General features: G+C 39.3%; 7 protein-coding genes. All 7 read right to left on the bottom strand.

What is annotated here, in order from left to right; all coding sequences use genetic code 11:
- Nucleotides 1-682: 682 nt before the first annotated feature.
- Entirely contained in the window at nucleotides 683-10,375 is a 9,693-nt protein-coding gene (locus QP775_RS05410) for a non-ribosomal peptide synthetase (protein WP_285104265.1), read from the bottom strand.
- A complete protein-coding gene (locus QP775_RS05415; RefSeq protein ID WP_285104267.1) occupies nucleotides 10,351-17,511 on the bottom strand; it encodes a type I polyketide synthase in 7,161 nt (2,386 codons plus the stop codon). The genes QP775_RS05410 and QP775_RS05415 overlap by 25 nt, the downstream gene beginning before the upstream one ends.
- 27 nt (nucleotides 17,512-17,538) lie before the next feature.
- A complete protein-coding gene (locus QP775_RS05420) occupies nucleotides 17,539-18,789 on the bottom strand; it encodes an MFS transporter (protein ID WP_285104269.1) in 1,251 nt (416 codons plus the stop codon).
- A gap of 171 nt (nucleotides 18,790-18,960) precedes the next feature.
- Nucleotides 18,961-19,836 carry a 3-hydroxyacyl-CoA dehydrogenase family protein gene (locus QP775_RS05425; RefSeq protein WP_285104271.1) on the bottom strand — a complete coding sequence of 292 codons (876 nt, stop codon included), beginning with the start codon at nucleotides 19,834-19,836 and terminating at the stop codon, nucleotides 18,961-18,963.
- A gap of 47 nt (nucleotides 19,837-19,883) precedes the next feature.
- Nucleotides 19,884-20,132, bottom strand: coding sequence for an acyl carrier protein (locus QP775_RS05430; RefSeq protein ID WP_239327872.1), 249 nt, complete (start codon nucleotides 20,130-20,132; stop codon nucleotides 19,884-19,886).
- A 30-nt stretch (nucleotides 20,133-20,162) separates the two neighbouring features.
- Entirely contained in the window at nucleotides 20,163-21,104 is a 942-nt protein-coding gene (locus QP775_RS05435) for an ACP S-malonyltransferase (RefSeq protein ID WP_285104275.1), read from the bottom strand.
- On the bottom strand, nucleotides 21,085-21,810 hold the full coding sequence (locus QP775_RS05440; RefSeq protein ID WP_239327874.1) for a thioesterase II family protein: 726 nt from the start codon (nucleotides 21,808-21,810) through the stop codon (nucleotides 21,085-21,087). Before QP775_RS05440 ends, QP775_RS05435 begins: the two co-directional genes overlap by 20 nt.
- Between the last annotated feature and the right edge of the window lie 2 nt (nucleotides 21,811-21,812).

Here is a 21,812-nt window from a genome sequence, read left to right on the forward strand (position 1 = left end):
ACCATCTCCCTAAAGTAGGCGGTAGTTCGAACGTAGCGCCCACGAAGCGAGAACAGCTAATTCGACACCATTTAGTGACATTTTGATTATAGGACACCATTTAGTGTCCTGTCAACTATTAATATAATCTCCCCTTTGGCTCCTACATTACGAGTAAGAAGCCTCAGCACGACAATGCCGAGGCTTTATGATCATAACTTAGAGTTTCTTTAGTACCAATCTGTTTAGTTACTATCATACGGTTCTGCAAACTGCCTGAAAACGTGAAGAAGCTGCCGACAACACGATCGGCAGCTTCTTCAGATTTCCCATTTATGATTTTTTCCCAGGTCATCCCCATTGTCCAAGCCCTTTTTTTTTGAAAAAGCCTCAAGGTGTTAATCGCTATTTAATATTGAAATACTATTATTCTAATCTTATCGTATTTTGTACATATGTATAAAATATAAATAAATCCTCTGATCCAACAGTTTCATAAGGTTTTATGCCCTGCAAAACGATACATGATCTGTGGCTAATACCACCCTGAAGACATATCACCGCTACGCTTACTGCTAAACTTTATTCAGCATGCAGAGCAGAGATATGCCTTGGGGTGGGCCAGCTTTTACATTAACAAACTATATGATCACTTTTCTCTTGCTGTGAATGTGTGCACTCTTTAACATGTTTCGCGAATCTTTTAGATGAAGAGCAATTTATTAAAGTTATTCATCAAGCTATGAAGTTCTTGTGTAATCCTTGTTATTTGGTACTCCTCGCAGAATAACCTAATCATTAGTTCATCCTCTTTAACGGCAATCGCGATCTCGGTAGATACATTGTTTGTCTGACTACCGTAAATCTCCTTAATTCTGCTGAGCTCTTCCACCATCTCTGATTGTGAATCGTACATTCCCAGATAGTTAAAAATCGGAATTCGGATCATTTCTGAGCTGTAGATATCCTTTATGGAGTGTCTCACCTTTTTATACTTGTTCTTCGGTTCCTCACGAGACATCAATGCTGCAAAATTTACGTTTTTCTCATATGCAAAGCTAATTAATTCATTAATCTCTTCAAAAGCTAGATGTTGGTCATATCGTACACTTAAAGGCAAAATATCAATAAACGCCCCAATTGTATGATAATAATTGTTTGCCTGATATTTTCTTCCTGTATGCAGGATTGCAAACGGTATCGTATCAAGCTCGAAATTAAGCTCTAGAACTTTCAAAAATATTTTCAAGGATATATCCCATGACATTTCTTCTATGGATTCACGAATGTCGTCTGTTATCGGAATGGAAATAGTAGTATTTATTAATGATGCTTCCTTATATTTTTCGAAATACTGGCTATAGCTGGCGTAAAAATCATTTAGCTTATATTTCTCGATCAGTTCCTTTTCCGTTACGCCTTGAGGTCCCTTCAACTGCTCTGTAACATAATGCTCATATTGCAAAATGTTATGCCTTACTAATTCACCATTGTTTGAATAGGCTTGCCGTATGCTCGCTTGGATGATTTCGAAGCTCATCGCATCAAAAATTAAATGGTTAAATGGCATATATACCTTGAAATCATTCTCAGCGAACTTGATCATGATTACTTTATACAACAAGCTGCCGAAAATATCTGCACGCTCTAAATGTTCTCCATAAAGCTCATGAATGTAGGCTTGAATGGCACCTCGTTGCTCTTCACTGGCATGCTCTAGGTCCAGATAAGGTATCTCAATTCCCATAACCACGCCATATTGTTGGATCATGGTTTGATGATCTGATTTTATGACAGTACTTCTTAATAAATCTTGCTCGTTAATAACACATTCAATGCTCTTTCTAAGCAGCTGTACATTAACCTTATGGTTAAAATCCAATATCGCACCACTATATGTTTTGTTAGTATGTAGTAGAATTTCCTGCATCGCGGATAGTGGATAAGCCTGAATCATTTTGTTCTCATTTACTATCTTTTTACTAAACTCTTTAAGCTGGTCGGTTAGTGACTGCTTCCATTGTAAGAGGCTCGTTAAAATAGGTTCCGTGGCCACATGTCCCACTTCATTAAAATCCATTTGTTTATTTGCCCAGTGTTTATAAATATCACGAACATTTTCATAATAGAAAATATCTTTAATTGATATTTGGATCTTTACCTTTTTTAATTCTTTGTGTATTTTAGCAATTCGTATTGAATCTCCTCCCACCTCAAATAAGTTGTCCCTTACGCCCAGCTGCTGCAATCCTAATACATCCTTGCATATATTTATTATGAGAGCTTCCACTTCATTTTCAGCTTCCTCATAGTGGATGCCTGTCTTTATTACACCTTCAATTTCAGGTAATTGCTTTCGATCAACCTTACCGTTTAAATTAAATGGCAACGATTCCATACGGATAAAATGAGCAGGTATCATATAGACAGGCAATTTCTTACTCAAAGAATCCCTTAGTACATGGATGGCAATTTCCAGATCAGATACATAATAAGCGCACAAATACTTAATTCCATCCATTTCCTTATCGACAACAGCAACTTGGGACACCTGCGCCAGTTGTAATAGGTTCTGTTCAATTTCGCCTATTTCAATCCGATAACCTCTTATTTTAACTTGATGGTCGATGCGTCCCACATATTCAATATTTCCATCGGGCAGCCATCTTGCCATGTCTCCTGTTTTATACAGGCGCTCTCCTTCTTGATAAGGGTTAACTATAAATTTTTCTTGCGTTAATTGTTCATTGTTTAAGTATCCTCTTGCTAATCCCACACCCGCGATGCACAATTCACCGGTGATCCCCGTTGGTACCAGTTTATTATGGGTATCCAGTATCAATACTCGATGATTACTAATAGGAGTTCCAATTGTAATTTTGGCTTCATGCTCTGGTGATAGCTTGCAGGTTGTTGTGCATACGGTATCCTCTGTTGGGCCATATGCATTGATAACCTCTACCTTACCGAGTAGGTGTGAAATTTGTTCGTACTTCAGTTCACTGCCTGCGGTGATTACCCGCTTTAATCCGTTCGCTGCCTCTACATTAGCTGCTACGAATGGAGGTAATGTTAGAGTTGTAATCCCGTGTGTGCTAATATACTCGTTTAACAAGTCAGCGCTAAGCAGCACATCCTTATCAGGGATACAGAGTGTATTACCGAGCAAGAGTGCCATAAACAGCTCCCAAGAGAACGCGTCAAAGGCAATACTGGCAAATTGTAGTATATTCTCATCTTTCCCGATCCCCAGATCGCTCTCAAACCAATACTTCAAGTTAATAATACCTTTATGCTCAACCATAACGCCTTTAGGCTTTCCAGTCGTTCCCGAAGTGTAGATCACATAGGCCAAATCATTCGAATGGTTGATATTATCGACTTGTTCATGAGCGAGCGCATAAAGTCCCGCATCTTCTAAATCAATAACCTCTTTAATTTCAAGTGCTCTCATTTGTGTAAGCTTAAGAGTTGAAAGCATAAACGCGGCCTTACTGTCTTTTAAAATAAAATTGATTCGGTCCTCAGGATAGTTTGTATCAATAGGCAGATAGGCAGCACCTGCCTTTAAGATGGCAAGTACGCCAACAACCATGTCAATGGATCGATCCATCATAATCGGTACGATGGACGCTGCACTTATCCCTTTATCTCTGAGAAGATTGGCTAATGCATTTGCTCTCTTATTGATTTCACCGTAACTTATTGTATCTCCGCCAAACATAACCGCTGTTTTTTCTGGATTTCTCGTAACTTGATATTCAAAGAGGCCTTGAATCGTATCCTCTTTTGGATAATCCATATAAGTGTCGTTCAAATCAAGCAGCACTTCGTTTTTCTCATCCGTTCCCACAATCTCAATATCATCAATCCGAATATTCGGATTGGTAATGATCTGATTTAAGATATTCGAGAAATGGCTTTTTATTTTGTTAACTTCCTCTGTATCGTATACCCCATCATTGTAATCAAATTTGACAACGAGCTCTGCCCCTGGAATAACTTTGATATTAAAGCTATAATTTGTTTCCTCAAAAATCCGAGCAGAGCTAATGTTGAGATTTATCTGCTCTTGAATATCCTTATTAATCATATCTTCGTCAATCGGATAATTTTCAAAAACCATCAGCCCATTGATAAGACCAGTACCAACCTCAGTAAGCTTCTGAACTTCAGCTATCGAGCAATATTGATAAGGCTCGCTCTCATTAAAATCTGATTTTATTTTTTCCAGCACTTCTGTATATCTTTTCTCATGCGTTGTATTCACACGCAATGGAATGGTATTTATAAACAAACCAACCATTTCATCAATTCCATTTATTTTTGTTGTTCTACCCGATACTATATATCCGAACACGATATCATCCACATTATTGTATCGCTGAAGCTGGATCGCCCATACACTCTGAAAGATCGTATTAATTGTAACGTTATTATGCTTTGCCAGAACCTCGATTTGTTTAGTCATATCTTTATCTAGGCTTAAAATGACCTCTTGTGGTTTTCCTTTGGCTGCTAAAGCCTTTTTAAACGGGATTTCAATTGTAGTGCCGTATCCCTTCAAGTACACATCCCAGTAGTTCAATGCCTCTGTCTTATCCTGCGATCCTATCCACTTGATATACTCTTCGTAAGGTCTTACTTTCTTTGCCTCCACAAGAGAGTTTTGTAAGTGACAACTATAGATGTGGAACAATTCACTGCTTATGATTCCGAAAGACCATCCGTCCAAAATAATATGGTGATTGCTTAAAATCAAACTGTATTCCTGTTCATGCATCCTCACTACAAAAAGTCTTATTAGAATATCTTTAGATAAATCAAAGCCTCTTTTCCTATCCTCTATGACCAGCTGTTCAATATACGCTTCTCTATCGACCTGTAAATCCCGGATATCGAGGTACGTAAGCTCAGCCTCTCTGGATTTGTAAACGATCTGCATATTTTCTTTAAAACTACTGCTGTCAAAATTGGTTCGAAATACGTCATGGCGGGCAACGAGCTCCCTAAAGCTCTTGTTAAATAACTCTTCGTTCAGGTCTCCGATCACCCTAAGTTCCATATTTACATGGTAGTATTCACCTTTATCCGCCAACGAATGGAAAAGCAGCCCTTCCTGCATCGGAGTTAACGGGTATATTCGTTTCATATTGTCGATTTGCTTGAGGTATGGAGCTAATTCTTCCCACGCTATGTTCTCATCTGTAAGATCCGACGCGGTTAATTCTACATGTTCCTGGGATATGCAATGATCAATAATCAGTTTAAGGCTCTCAATGTAGTGCTGTAACAATCCTTCAATCGTGCCATCGTTAAATTCTTCCCTGATATAGCTCAAGGTCAGACTAAATTGTTTGTGGAGTACCATTGCTGAAATATTCAGAGGGTACAATCTGCCGCTATCCTTACTCACCGAATCCCCCGGTGAAATATCTGATAACGTAAAGTTTTCACCTGAAATATTCTCATCGAACTGTCCCAAATAATTAAAGCTTATGTCTGGTTTACGTAACACATTCAATTCAAAAGGTGATAAATATTTCAGCATTCCATAACCTATCCCTTTGCGAGGGATTCGTCGCAGTGTATCCTTTGTATTTTTTATTAAGTCTGATACGCGTTCTTTGGTGTGCAAAACTACAGGATACTGACTGGTGAACCACCCAACTGTCCTTGTTATGTCTACATCGTCTACGATTTGTTCCCTACCGTGAGACTCTAGATTAATTAGGATTCGTTCGGTTTGGTTGAAGTTACCCATTGTAAAGGTCAGGGCTGATAAAAGAATATCATTGATTTCCGTTGCGTACGCCTTATTTACCTTAGTTAATAACTTTTCAGTATACGCCTTATCCAGTACGATGGACTGTTTAACGATCTTAGCGCCATGTATATTTTGGGGTACTTTCTCCTTATTGAGCTCTTTAATTTCCGAATCTCCAATGCTATTCCAGTATTTAAGTTCATTTTTTAATGCCGAACCGCTGGCATATTGTTTTTGCTTGGACGCCCATTCTTGAAAGGAGGTGGTTTTTAAAGGTAGTTTCTGTTCTTGTCCGTCATAAAGCGTCTCAAAATCATCCATAATAATCCTCCATGACACGGCATCTACAACCATATGATGGATGGATACAAGCAAATAATCGCCCTTGTCCGTTTTAAACAGCCCTAATTTTACAAGTGGCCCTTTCGCTAACTTCATACTTGCTTGGAGTTCGGTGCATAAGTCTGTTATATATTCATTTGCAATCTCTGTTCCCGTAAGGTCATAAATACACAAGTCATATAACTTATTGGTTACTTCTCTATTGATAAATTTCTGGTTCACATATGTTGCTCGTAAAATATCATGATGCTGCACAATTTGATCAAAAGCTCGCTCAATTCTGTCTTCTCTAAAGCCATCTTTACTGAACAACATTAGCTCCTGATTAAAATGATCCTTAATTATATGTTCTTCTTCTAAAAACCATTTTTGAATAGGTGTCAGCTCGATCTCACCTGATACTTCACTTTGATCAATGGTTTTTTTCGTATGTTTAATATGAACGATCAAATCTTTAATTCTTGGATTTGCCATCAAATCCTTAATCTCAAACGAATACCCTTTATTGCTCATTTGCGAAATAGCTTGGATGGCTTTTATGGAGTCTCCACCTAGGGCGAAAAACTCATCATTGATCCCCACATTTCTTACACCTAGGATCTTTTCCCAAACCTGTGCAATTGATTTCTCCATGTCATTTCGAGGCGCGATATATTCTACTCCCGTATGTACCTCACCGTCTGGTTCCGGTAATGCTTTACGGTCTACTTTGCCGTTAGGGGTTAGCGGTAATCGCTCCATCTGTACGAAGTACGATGGGATCATGTAGCTCGGCAGCGATTGAGATATATGCTCACGCAGCGCTGATGCGGACAGTTCAACGTCGCTGACGACATACGCGCACAAATACGCCTGTCCGTCCTCTCCTATACAGGCCACTACGATTGCATCTTGAATATGCTCGTGCAGCAGCAAATGCTGGGCGATTTCGTTTGGTTCGATGCGGAAGCCTCGAATTTTAACCTGTTCATCAATCCGGCCCAAATATTCGATATTTCCATCAGGCAGCCAGCGAGCCAAGTCACCTGTTTTATACATTCGTGTACCTGGTTCAAATGGGTTCGGAACAAACTTCTCTGCCGTTAATTCCGCATTATTCAAGTACCCACGAGCCAACCCGTCTCCGGCAACGCAAAGTTCACCTGCGACTCCAATCGGCTGCAGATGGTTGTGACGGTCGAGGATATATGCGTTTGAATTGCTGATCGCTTTTCCAATCGGGATGGAACTGCTGAACTCTTTCTCAATGGCAAAACAGGTCGAAAAAGTTGTATTTTCCGTTGGACCATACCCATTAATCAGATTCAGAGACTGATGAGCCTTTCTTACTTGATTAATGTGCTCTCCTGACAACGCATCTCCGCCCACGACTAGGGTCTTCAGTCCCGTAAATATCGTTACATCCTGTTGAACGAGTTGGTTAAATAACGGAGAGGTCAGCCACATCGTTGTAATTAGGTTCTTCCTGATTTCTTGTCCTAACCTTTCCGCATGCAAGAGAACATGCTCATCAACCAAAACCAAGCTGATTCCGTTCAGCAAGGCCCCCCAAAGCTCAAATGTGGATGCGTCAAATACTACGGATCCCGTTTGTAATATCCGATCGCCTTCTGCAAATTCTACGTAATTAGTGTTTCTAACTAGTCGCACAACACTTTTATGCTCAACCATAACCCCTTTTGGTTTCCCTGTAGAGCCAGATGTATACATAACATATGCCAAATCAGAGGAGCTGTTCATCCACAGCGGATTGCTACACCTTTCCGACGACAACTCCTCAGGAACTTGCTCCATAAGCATTACTTCTATATGACTTCCGATGTTCTGTCGTAACGCTTCCATATAGGTTGATTGGGTAAGCAGCAATTCCGTGTTTGAATCTGCAAGCAGGGTTATCATCCGTTCTGTCGGATATTTCGAATCAATGGGCAAATAGGCCCCGCCAGCCTTGAGGATGCCCAAAATACCGATAACCATTTGCACCGAACGTTCTCCGATAATACCAACTAAAACATTTTTCCCAACACCCTTTTGTCTTAAATGATGAGCTAGACGATTGGCTCTCTCATTAAGTTCATCATAAGTTACATGTTCATCCTGATAGATCAATGCTGTATGATTGGGTACTTTCTCTACTTGCTCCTCAAACAGTTGGACAATGGACTTATCCTTCGGATACTGACTTTGCGTATGATTAAACTCGTGTAGAATCCGATGCTTGTCCTCATCATCAACTATTTCAATATCTTTAATACTTATATGTCGGTTTTCAATAATCTGAGTAACAACAGCATCAAATCCAGCTATAATCTTTGAAATACCCTCTTCTGAATAAGCGTTTTTATTATATATGAAATTGATCGACGTTGTGTCGTCTTGATTGACAACTAGCGTTAAATTATAGTTCGTACCTTCAATAAGTTGATGAGGTAGTACAAACACGGAATTAAGTATTTTTATATCCTTGTTTTTCAAAATTTCTTCATTTAACTGCTTCTCATCGATCGGATAGTTTTCAAATACAAGGAGGCTGCTGATCAAATCACTCTTAACCTCACTCTGATTTTGGATCTCCGCTAGACTTACATAATCATATTTGCTGTTTTGCAGTGTAATGCTGCTGATGTGCTTCATCAAGTCTTGATACTGCAAGTTTTCTGCAAACTTCACACGGAGTGGGATCGTATTAATAAACAGTCCTGGAATAACTTCCACGCCTTCTATTTCAGCATTTCTTCCTGACACGACATATCCGTATACAATGTCATCCGTATTATTGTATTTGTTAAGAAGAAGCGCCCAGATGCTTTGAATCACGGTATTAACCGTAACTTTACTTTCCTGAGCGATACGTGTTATGCATGCTGTTTTTTCTTCGTTTATAACCAATACCGTCTCATTATTGATGATTTCATTTGTTTTACTCTCTTTTTCAAAAGGTATTTTTGTAACTTCTTTATATTCATACAAGTACTCTTTCCAGTACGCTGTTGCTTCATTAATATCCTTATTTTTCAACCAATCAATATAAGTGAAATAAGGCACTACTTCGTTCAGACTTGCTTTAATGCCATGCTTTAATTCATTATAAATTTTAAATAATTCAATTAAGATTAGACTGTTGCACCATCCATCCATAAGAATATGATGAAGATGGAATATCATGCTGTAGACATTCTCTTTCATCCGGACAAGAACAATTCGTAATAACATGTCTTTGCTTAAATCAAAGCGTCTTGTACGATATTGTCTGATTAACTGTTCTAAGTATGCTTCATTATTATCGCCTTGATCTGTAATGTCGATATACTCTACCGCAGCTTTACGGTTTCGATAAACCACCTGCATATTTTGTTTAAATGAAGAGTAATCAAATATCGTTCTTATAATATCATGTCGTTCGATAACGATGTTAAAAGCCTGATCTAGGACCGCTAGATCAATTTCCCCTTCTACCTGAAAGCACGATAGCTTAATATACGTATCCAATTCATCCGTCAAGGCGTGATAAAGCATACCCTCTTGCATCGGAGCAAGAGGGTATATGTTTTTAATATTGTTAAGCTCATGCTTATAGGCGGACAATTGATCTATTGATACATCTTCAAGCGTAATATCTGTTACGGTTATTTCTGCTTCCTGTTTAGCTGTACAATGATGAATTAAGCGTGTCCAATAGTCTTGATATGTGGCCAACAGCTTCTCAATGGTACCCGCATAAAAATCGTCTTCTTCGTAGAATATAGAAATCATTAATTTGTTTTCTATTAGTGCAGTTTCGATGCCAAGTGAGTGTGTGCTTGCCGGATGCTTGGAGGAGCGGCTAATGTACTCATCACTCGTAATTTTACATAAATCTCCACTCGTATCCATATCTAGTTTGCCTAAATAAGTAAAACTAATTTCAGGCTCGACATGATGTAAGTCCTCACTGGATACAAACGTCATCATTTCATAGAACCTACCCTGATTCGGAACTCGTCGCATCATATCTTTTGTATGTTTAATCGTATCACCGAGATCATCGTAAGCCCTTAGAAGAACTGGAAATTGTGAGCTAAAGCACCCTACAGTTCTGCTTATATCTATCGTTTTTATTTGTTCTTCTCTATCATGGCTTATCAAAGTAATCAATGTGTTAGCTTCGTTTGTCCAATCACGGATCGTTAGGGCTAAAGTAGATAATAAAACATCTATCATGTTTGTACGATAGGCTTTATTTATCCTTTCCTGTAAAGCTTCGGTAACTTGTTCATCAAGCTCTAGAACTTGTTTGTTGAACCCCATGCAAGTTTACCTCTTTCCCTTGGCAATTTTTTGATACCGGTGTCACATAAGCTTTTCCAATATTCAGCCTGCCTTTTAACACTGTAAGAGTTCGCATATCCATTCAGCTTTTCCGACCATTCCTTGAAAGATATCGTCTTCTCAGCAAAAACGATACTCATTCCCTTTTCGGCTTGCATGTAGGCATTTGAGAAATCTTCAAGCAGGATTCTCCAAGACACCTCATCAATTATAAGACCATGGATGACGATAAATAACTTGTCCCCCGCGCTCATTCTGAACAAACCCAGTTTAACCAACGGTCCTTGTTCAAGATCCATGCACGTTTGAATTTCATTACATGTTTGGATAACTTCTTGATCCGATACATTCTCACATACATTTAAGTCATACAAACTTTCACCGATACCTCGATTGATTTGAACGACATTACCGTTCTCATTCTTATACACCATCCTTAATGCATCATGGTGAATGAGTAGTTTATCTAATACTTTCTTTACGATGTCTACCTTAAAGCCAACTTCCCTGTACAACATCCTGGCTTGGCTCCACAGATGTTGATCCTTATATTCTTGTTCAAAAAACCTCTTTTGAATGGGAGTTAACAATATTTCACCAGCTAAAGGATCCTGACTATGCTTGGTCTGCTGCTCTACAAATTTTACTAGCTGCTTGATTGTGGGGTTTTTGTATAAATGATCAACTTCAAAGCTGCAGCCCTTTGCTCTTGCTCGTGATAGGAGCTGAATGGCTTTAATTGAATCTCCACCCATTTGAAAGAAATCATCGTTAATGCCGATCGGGTTGGAGCCCAAGGTAACTTCCCATACTTTAGCTAGTACTTCTTCTATTTCATTACGCGGGGCTTCGTAATTTCTATCTACACCGACACCACCTGTAGGAACCGGCAACGCATCACGACCGGACTTTGCATCTGAAATAAGCTTGTCCGTTCCATCTTGTCCGATATTTCTAAAATCCTTGAGTTTAAGCGTAGAGTTGTCGTCATTATCATGATGGGTAATAAACTCTAAAATATGTTTATAAGTTTGTCCCCATTTCTCGATTGTCTCCTCTTTAAATAGGCCAGATTTATAGGTCATACTAATATGAAATAAGCCATTTTCCTCAAGGATTTCAATGACAAAATCAAAATCGGATAATTTGCTCTTGTAATTATAAGGTGTGATTCCCAAATTATTAATTGTTAGTACTCTTTCGTCCGTTTTTTCATACACAAACCTAACATTAAGGAAACCTTCCCTGCTGTTCTTTGCTTTTTTAATGAGACTTGCCAATAAATTGAATGGATAATACATATGCGAATAAGCTTCTAAACAATTTTGCTTGACTTCATTTAAAAACGCTGTAAACGTCTTTTCATCTGAGAGATTGTTTTTAAGTACAATCGTATTCGTAAACATGCCAATACTTTCATCAAAAGATCCATCTGCTCGATTTGTTACAGGGGTACCTATGCATATTTCTTCATTCTTGGTTAACTGTTTAAGTAAAAGATTAAACCCAGCAGCTAACAACATAAATAACGAGCATTTATTCCGCATAGATACTAATTTTAAATCGTGAACCAATTCTGAACCAAGCTTCATATGGAATGTATTTGCCGTTAAATCTGACTCTGCATGTGCTGGGAAGTCGGTTGGCAGCTTCAGTACGTTCATATCCCCTGATAACTTGTTCAGCCAATATTGTTCACTTTGCTGCCTCTCATCCGACATCAAATACTGTGTTTCCCATTCAACAAAATCTCTGTACTGCTTATTCACAGGCATAAGACGTTCATTGGTATACAGCTGCATAAACTCTTGGACAAATATGCTCATCGAAATTCCATCTGCTATCGTATGATGAAAGTTAAAAATTAGCGTTCCTTCGTCGTCCTTCTCTTCGATCAAGATGACCTTAAACAAAGGAGCTTCCGCTAGGTCAAAGCGTGTAACTAATTTTTCAATTAAATCATCTACATTCTCTTGAAAGTCCTTTTTAATAATTTCGATCTTAAAATTTACATTATCAACAATCTCCTGCTTAAACTCCCCGTCCTCAACAAACAGGCGTGTTCGTAAACTTTCATGTCGCCCTACAATTTCATTGAGTACGCTCTCAAATTTTTGACGATCGAGCGCTCCTTTAATCTTCAAGACTGTCACCATGTTGTACGGGTCGTCTTTACCGATCGAACTTAGTGTATATAATCGTTGCTGGATTAATGACATGGGTAGTACAGGGTGTGGTACTTCATTATTGGTGGGGCGAATCTCCTGATTTGCACGTTGTTTCAACGGCGTATCACCCAAGTATCCGGCTTGACTCATTTCTTCAATCGTCATTTTGATGGCAGCAAAAATATATTCGATATCCTCATCTGTATGTTCCGTCGAGAAGAAACAATTCCGTCCCTCCCAGACATAAACCCCCTTCTCCAGCAAACCAAAGAAGAATATTTCAAAATCTCCTCGAAACACAAATCTGAATAATGAACCGAAATGCACTACTTTAATAGGGACATGATGCTCTTCGAAATATGCGTTTACTCGGTTCACAAAATCATTGGTTCTTTTATTCAGCTTGTTATAAAGCGTATCTTTATGCTCCGTTATATAGGTTAGTGAGGCGTGAGCAGCAGCCATGGCCAACGGATGATGCGAAAAAGTTCCTGCCACAAATGTTCGCTTCTCCTCACAAGGCGGAACTGTGGTATCGCCAAAGCTCCACATGCCTCCATCGATACAGTCCATAAACTCTGACTTTCCAGAAACAACACCGATTGGCATTCCGCCACCAATAACTTTTCCATAGGTTACAATATCTGCCTTGATCCCAAAATACTGTTGCGCTCCTCCAGCACAAATTCTAAAACCCGTAATGATCTCGTCGAATATGAGGGCAATCCCATTCTCTTCCGTGATTTGTCTTAGCTTCTTAAGAAACTCTTTGGGCTGTACATCAGGTCTTCTGCTTTGAACAGTCTCCACTAAGACACCTGCTATATCATTCGCGTGTTCCCTTATAAACGCTAGTGAAGCCTCTTGATTGTAATTCAACATGACTAAATCACTGACCACGCTGTCCATAATACCTGGCGCTAACGGGATCGTTGTCAGGTTTCCATCCTCGCCAATGGAAGACAATCCAAGCAAGCCATCATAGGTGCCGTGATAGGAGCCCGCAAAAGTTACGATTTTCTTCCTACCAGTACTTGCGCGAGCTATCCGTACGGCTACCATATTGGCTTCTGTCCCCGAGTTATAAAAGGCCACTCTTTCGACGCCTGTTAAGTGGCTGATTTGTTCTGCAACGGTTCCTGCCAGCCTACCCATCGGACCTAAGGGCATTCCTTTACCAAGTTCCTCTGTTAATGCTTCGTTAATAAAGCTCGGATTATGCCCAAGTAAATTAACGCCAAATCCCATCGTTAAATCTACGATATTATTTCCATCTATATCACGAAGCTTCGACCCCTGTCCGGTCTCAGCTACTATTTGATAAATCATTTCCTTCATGACAGGTCTGAATCCCGCCACATTTCGATTATTGGCATATACTTTTCTGTATCTTTGAATATTCTCTTTTGATTTTCTAGAGAAACTTGTATACTTTTTTTCTATATTTCGAATATAGGATTGTTGTAATTCATTAAAATTTTCATTATCGATTAAATCCAGTTTTTTGTAGGGAACATAGTGGCCCTTTATATCCACCGTCAAAGGGGCTGTCTTCGAGCTGTTCACACTCACCTGACTATGATTTACGCTTGGCAGCTTATTTTCTGTCGGCTGCCTACCGCTTGGATGGCTTGGATTCGTTAGATTCTTCAAAATACCAAGCTGCTCCTCCATAATTTTCATCTGGGTCGTAAATATATTTTGTATCGCACCCATGTTATCATCGAGTGTGCTAAGCGAAGACCTCTTCTCCTTGCCAGCAGCTACAAAGCTATTTGCTGGCTCAGCATCCGAGATCGTATTTGTCGTCTCATCAGACACAGGCTCGGGGATATTTGCACTTTCGTCTTCGACTACAAACAAATCAATATGCTTGCTAATATGCTCAGTTATCTTCTCAACAGTATCCAAATTAATAAAAAACTCATTTAATGTAATCGAAAGGTTAAACTTATTCGTAATTTGTTTGTTGAGTTGGATGAGTACTAAGGAATCAAAGCCCAGCGTAAGCAAGTTAAGCTCATCCTCAATTTCTTCGATTTTTAGCCCGGTTAAAATCTTTATCATTTCTTTTAATTCTGTTTTGATTTTCTCTTTGTGGTTAGCTCGTAAGCTATTTTGGTGATTTTGATGCGGATGCTGTGGTTGTTGTGAAATAAAAGTGATTTCTCCCCTATCTGTCACTGATTCCGCTGCTTTCACTGGATTACTAACGTTACGCCCCATTCTTCTTACCTCTCTCCAAAGCTCCTTCTTTTGAAATGGATAATTTGGAAGTTTAACTCTTTTTTTGCTATAGGACTTATAGAATGAATTCCAATCCAGATCCAACCCTAACCTAAATAGAGACGCGACGGAGTTCAAAAACTGCGTATAGTTTTCCGTTTCTCTTCTCATGGAAGGTAACAACATCATGTCGTCTTCAACTAAACATTGATTGGCCAACCCACTTAGAGTCGCATCTCCTCCAATTTCAATAAAGATATCGACGCCAAGTCGTTTTGCTTCTTGAATGGCACTTTGGAAATCAACCGTTTTTGATAGATGTTCTACCCAATACTTACTATTGCCCAGCAAATCTTCTTTTTCTAGTTTCCCCGTAATGCTGGATATCATCGCTACATGCATATTTGAAAATGTAATATCACCGATACTTTTCTCATACATGCTTTCATAATCCTTCATCAACGAGGAGTGGTAGGGATGAGGGATGTTAAGCTTATTAAAAAAGACCCTGTGTTTGGTTTGCAAGGTTTCAATAACGAGATCTACCTCATCACTTCGGCCCGATATCGTCACATTGTCAGGAGCGTTTATCGCTGCTATCGAAACATGCTTACATCCACTTTCCTCTAATGCAGCTTTCACGTATTCCACATTCGTAAGGATAACGACCATCTTGCCTTCCACATCAATGGATTCCATCATTCTTCCACGCTGTGCAATCATGAGAATGACATCATCCAAGCTTATTAAGCCTGCATAGCATGCTGCAGCATACTCCCCTATGCTGTGACCTATGATTATTGCAGGTTTAATGCCTAATGTGCCCCAAAGCTTGGTTAACGCGTACTCAATCGCAAAAATAGCCGCTTGTGAATAGAGCGGTCTGCTGAGCAGCGTTGCGTCTTCCCCGTAGATCCCTTCAAGTATCGATAGGCCAAGGATTGCTTCAAACTTTTCATTACACAAATTCATGGTTTCTCTAAACGTACTAGACGTTGTGTAAAAATCTTTTGCTATGCCTTCATAAATAGAGCCTTGACCTGTAAATAAAAAAGCTATTTTTTTGTCTTTGGCCGTGCTTTTTTGAATCAAATGTTCATAATTGCTGTTATTGAGAACCAGTTCCATTTTCTCTAACAAGTCCTCTTTGCTTTTCCCTACTGCCGAAAATCTGGTGTTCAAAAATGAGCGGCTAATATTGGACGTATACGTGATATCTGCGATAGAGCTGTTATCCTTTTGCAGATGATCCTTCATAGAGCTTACATATTCTTTTAAAGCTTTATCATTCTTAGCTGACAAGGTTAATAGATAAGTAGGCAATTCATCAAGCTGCTCATCCGTGTTCTGAGGGGGCTCCTCAAGGATGACATGCGCCAAGGTCCCACTAAATCCAAAAGAGCTAATACCAGCTCTTCTGATTCCACCGGGCTTATGCCAGTCCTTAAATTGCTCTGCAATCCTAACTTTCTCCCATGAAATGTTCTTATTAGGATTTTTATAATAAATGTTGGGCAATATTTTCTTATTTTCAATCGACGAAATGACTTTAATCAATCCAGCCATTCCAGAAGCAGCTTCTAAATGTCCGATGTTCGGTTTGACAGATCCAATCAGAATAGGGTCTTTTTTATTTTTAAACACCTCAGATATCGACTGTACTTCGATCAGGTCACCTAGCGGGGTCCCCGTTCCATGCGTCTCAATAAAATCGATATCATCGACCGTTAATTTCGCATTATGTAATGCTTGTCTGATTACGCTTTGTTGAGACAGTCCGTTAGGAGCCGTAAAACCGTTTGACTTGCCGTCTTGTCCGATCGCGACACTTTTTACCACGGCAGCGACTTCATCTCCAGCGTGGTTAGCGTCTTTTAACCTTTTGAGTATAATGACACCACAACCCTCGCCTCTTCCAAAACCATCTGCCTCATCATCAAAAGCTCTGCATTTTCCATCTTTGGACAAACCATTGAACTTTGATAGTCCTATAAACGGCTCTGGTGTTAGTAATAGATTAGAGCCCCCAACGATGGCCATGTCACACTGTTTATTCCTCAAGTTGTCTACAGCCATACCTAATGCTGAGATGGAAGACGAGCAGGCCGTATCACAGGTTATCGCTGGTCCTTTGAAATCATAAAAGTACGATAATCTTCCAGCTGCGGAGCCAAGCGAGACGCCTACAGTAGAGTACGGCGTAATATCAGAAGCAACACCCGAGAACAATTCTGCGTTGGCATACTCATAAGCGCTTATTCCTATAAATACGCCTGTCTTACTTCCTTTCAGCTCCTCAATGTTCAGCGCCGAATTCTCCATAGCTTCCCAGCTAACCTCCAATAGGAGTCTCTGTTGGGGGTCTATTGATGCAGCTTCTATGGCAGATAGGCCAAAATGGATGTTATCAAAATCTCTAATATTATCCTGCAAAAATGATGCGCTTTTTGTAATCATTTTACCTTCATCGTCGGGATTATCGCTGTAGTAGTCGTAATAATCGAATCGATCCGGGTTAATATCAGTAACGGTATCTAATCCGTTAGCCAGAACGTTCCAAAACCCTTCAGGATTTGAAGCGTCGCCGGGAAACCGACACGAATAGCCTATTACAGCAATTTCTTCATTGCTTTTTTGATCATGAATGATGGTGGACAGCTCTTCTATTTTGGCTGCAGCTTTTTTTAGAGCCACTTTATATTTATCAATCTCTTGCTCCATGCACTCACTCCCTTTTCCTCAAAATGATTATGCTCCAATTTTATGTTTTTCTGGATTGTATTGAATAAAAGCTTTAAAGGATTTTAAGAAAAATAAGGGGATAAATAAAACGGTCGTTGCCATGAAACCTGAAAATACAATGTACTTTATCGGGAAAAATTCGCCTAAAATACCTCCTAAAAACATAGCCAGCGGTGCAAGTCCCATTGTAAGTGTTCCCTTGAGTGATGATACCTTGCCCCTCATTTCCTGGGTCACCGTCAGCTGTATGGTCGATTCGATCAATACATTGACAATTGCGTTGAATATCCCACCGATAAATAACAAAATGGCCATAAGTATAAAATGGTTCATCATGACTGCTGTTGCAAAAACAATCCCTGATAACAGCCCTGAAACCGTAAGCACCATACTTTTGTTTTCAGGCTTGATACGATATACAGATGTAAAAATCATTCCCGCGAGCATACCTAGCGTAAAGATCGCCATTGCAATCCCGTATTTTACTTCTCCCAGATTCACAGCATTTTTAAACATGGGTGCAAGCAATACAATACTTATCGTTGCAAAAAAGTTTAAAAAACCTGCCAAAATAATTAAGTCTCTAAGCCCTCTCATTTTCCAGACATAAGCAAATCCGTCCTTCATATCCTGCCAGAAGTTATATTGTTGATCCTGACTCGTTGACTTCGGAATTTTCATGAAAAATGAGAAGAAAAATGAAACAATATAAGATATGCCATTACATAAAAATAGAATCGGCGGGCCCACAAGATGATACAACACACCGCCTGATGAAGGTCCTATTATCTGAGAAATGGCACGTAACATACTTAAGTTAGCACTAGCTTGTACAATTTGAGACGAAGGAACAATATCTGGGATCGTTGACGTGACTGCGGGATTAAAAAATGCAGCGCATATCCCGAGAATAATCCCTGCTACAAATGCCATCCAAACTTCAAGAAATCCAAAAATTGCTGCAATACCCACAAAAACAATACATACACCTCGAATGAAATCCATTAATAGGATCATTTTTCTTCTGTCGGTGCGATCTACAATTACGCCTGCAAAAGGAGATATGAGGACTTTGGGAAGCAAAGTTGCCGCCAAAAGTGCACCCATTAACCCTGGCGAACCTGTTTCATAAAGTATCCAAAAAGTTAAGGCGATTTCATAGATCGAATCACCTAAAGTAGAAACCAGTTGTCCTTGCCAGAGTAAAAAGAAATTCATTGACCATAACCGTTTTTTAGGTTCGCTTGTGTTTTCCATTTTTCCTCCTGTCGAGAGCTAAAACAAAAAGAATCGCACTCAGCTTGGAGCCACCACTACCCCCTCCCTCGCCGATTACGATTCCCTTGTTCAAGATCTATTGTTTCCTGTGTTGTATGCAACACTGCGACTTGAAATAATCTAACTTCAAAGCATTGCCATCATCATTTTTTAAACTTGCACTAAACTGCGCTCGTACATCGGATAAGAATAAAACCCTTGTCCGGTTTTCCTACCGTGTGTCCCTGCTTCTACCATTTTGCGAAGAAGCGGACAGCAGCGAAATTTCGAATCCTGATAGCTCTCATATAAAATGTCTAGTGAATGCACAACGGTATCCAGACCTATCAAATCAGCAGTTTCAAGCGGTCCCATTTTGTGTCCAAAACATTTTTTGAAAATATCGTCTACATCCTTTGGTTCTGCCACTTGATCCTGAACGACAAATGCAGCCTCATTCATCATCAGATGAGAAATACGATTGGACACAAACCCTGGTAAGTCGTTAACCACAATAGCCTCTTTATTCAAAGTGGCAAGAAGCTCAATGGTGGCTGCAATGGTTTCCTCCGAAGTATGGTAACCCTTGATAACCTCTACCACCGGTTTCATTATTACCGGATTCATATAATGCGAGCCGATGACCTTAGTCGGCCTCTTGGTAAGAGAAGCAACTTTGGTAATTGAAATACAAGAGGTGTTTACAGCAAAAATACAATGATCAGGACAGATCTGATCAAGTGTTAGATATACGTCTTTTTTAATCTCCCATTTCTCTGGAACATTCTCAATGACGTAGTCTGCATCCTTTAATAAATCATAATTAACGGTAAAGCAAATTCGATTCAGGATGGTTTCAGGCTTCTCCACGGTTAGATCTTTGTGGTACAAGCCTTGAAAACGAATGTTACTGGCAACTTGTTCTTTGGCTCTCGTAAGAATATCTTCTGAAATATCAACGAGTATTACGTCATACCCGGCTAATGCAAAATGATGTGCAACGCCTGTCCCCATAACGCCTGCACCAATGACTCCAATCACCTTCATCTTTTTCTCCCCCTAAATCATATTGGATTGCCTTGTCGTGCTTGAATTCATTGACCTACTGCAGCGCGTTTGCTCGCGATGAGCGTAGCAATCGCCTGAATAGACTTGAAATTATTCAAGTCTAAATCATTGTTATCGATTTCGATGCCAAATTCCTTTTCAATAAACATAACCAGCTGCATGGCAAATAGAGAATTGACATCCCCAATTGCAAAAATATCATCGTTATCCTTTAATTGCTGATTTTTAATATATTTACTTAAAAATGCTCGTGTTTGGTTTCTGATTTCTTCCATTGTTATACACCTCTATTTAATAGTTTTTATTTACATCGTACTTTTTAATCGAATAAATTTTTTATACGTTAGAAATTCATAATCCAGATTAATGAGCCTTGATATTTTAGTAAGTGAATCATCCAAGCTAACTTCAACAAAATGATTTACTCCCCACTCGCCTAATTTTAGAATGGATGCATTCCAATTCATGGGGCTTGCCATATTTTTGATTAGCTCATCCTTTAAATCAGACGCACTTTGGATGACAGTCTGAGTAAAGACCGATACAATCGGTATCTCACCATCACAAATAGTAGTCTTCTCTACTAAATTTACGAACATATCAATTCCCCTTGCTGCATAAGGAGAATGAAACGCATATGGCGTATTGATGGTTGAAGCTTTTATAGCCCCCTCCTGTTCAGCTATTTTCAAAACCTGATGAACGCTATCCTTGATTCCTGAAATAACGAGACAGGTATCATTATTTTCGCTAGCGATATAAACATCATTTTCCGTTTTGCAATGGACAATGATATCGCAAATCTCACTATACGTTTTGCCTACGATGACTCCCATACTACATAAATCTGCGTGACCTTTGGGGTATTCGTATATCGTTTGCAGCATTCGCAATCCAGCAGCAAAAGAAATGGACTTGCCACACGCCATAGCGGTGATCAAGCCCATACTGTATCCTACCATCATTGCAGGTCTGATGCCGGAATTATCATAATGCTGATAAACAATATAATCACACGTATAAATCGCTATCCAATCATAGAACATCTTATCGTACTGCACACTTTCCTTATCTTCAGAGTTAATAAGATAGGCATACAAATCTATCCCAATCTCCTCATTCACAGTGGAACAGTACTGTTTCAGGTATTCTAGCTGTTCTTTATCAAACTTATCCAACAAATCACGGTAGTCCGCTCCAACACCCTGAAAAAGAAAGGCCCGCTTTTTATTGCTTAATTTGTTCATGACCAACCTCATTATTCTGGCATAATTCGTCTTCAATCATTTTTACGATTTTATCGACATGATCATTAATAAAAAAGTGGCTGCCCGTAAAATAATAGGACTTGCTCTTCTGTTCGCATAAATCGTCCCATGTAATCTTTTGAATACTATCAATTTTATCTTCTAATCCACTTAACACAGATATCTTGCATTTTAGTCTTTCCGTTCTTTCTTGAAACTTATAGGTTTCCATGATTCTGATGTCATTTTTTAATATCGGCAAATAAAACTCCATTAGTTCTTTACTCTGAGTTAGCTCTTCATGGATGCCACCTAGTGCAATTATTTTTGCAATAAATTCATCATCAGACATGTTAAAGCTGACATACATATTATTCTGCACGATAGGTGATTGTCTTCCTGAGAAAAAAATATGCTGTGGCTTCTGCTGTCCTTCGTCTAAAATTTTGTAGTACAGCTCGTAGGCCAACAACGTGCCCATACTATGGCCGTATAGCGCATATTTTCCCTCGTTAATTTTATCTTTTATCATCGAATAAATATCATCCACAGCTTCTGATATATCCTGATAAAAGCCCTGACCAAATCTCTCCCCCCTTCCCCTTATTTCGATAGCTTCTATTTCCATCGCGTGAGAAGTGAATGTATTCCAGTGTGAATACGCACGCTTGGATCCACCTGCAAATGGTAAACAAAACAATTTCATTG

It is taken from the genome of Paenibacillus sp. UMB4589-SE434 (assembly GCF_030226685.1).
Lineage (GTDB): Bacteria > Bacillota > Bacilli > Paenibacillales > Paenibacillaceae > Paenibacillus_B.

Coding starts and splice junctions, on each gene's coding strand:
- QP775_RS05420 (WP_285104269.1), bottom strand. CDS start 18,789: ATGGAAAACACAAGCGAACCTAAAAAACGGTTATGGTCAATGAATTTC.
- QP775_RS05440 (WP_239327874.1), bottom strand. CDS start 21,810: ATGAAATTGTTTTGTTTACCATTTGCAGGTGGATCCAAGCGTGCGTAT.
- QP775_RS05415 (WP_285104267.1), bottom strand. CDS start 17,511: ATGGAGCAAGAGATTGATAAATATAAAGTGGCTCTAAAAAAAGCTGCA.
- QP775_RS05425 (WP_285104271.1), bottom strand. CDS start 19,836: ATGAAGGTGATTGGAGTCATTGGTGCAGGCGTTATGGGGACAGGCGTT.
- QP775_RS05435 (WP_285104275.1), bottom strand. CDS start 21,104: ATGAACAAATTAAGCAATAAAAAGCGGGCCTTTCTTTTTCAGGGTGTT.
- QP775_RS05430 (WP_239327872.1), bottom strand. CDS start 20,132: ATGGAAGAAATCAGAAACCAAACACGAGCATTTTTAAGTAAATATATT.
- QP775_RS05410 (WP_285104265.1), bottom strand. CDS start 10,375: ATGGGGTTCAACAAACAAGTTCTAGAGCTTGATGAACAAGTTACCGAA.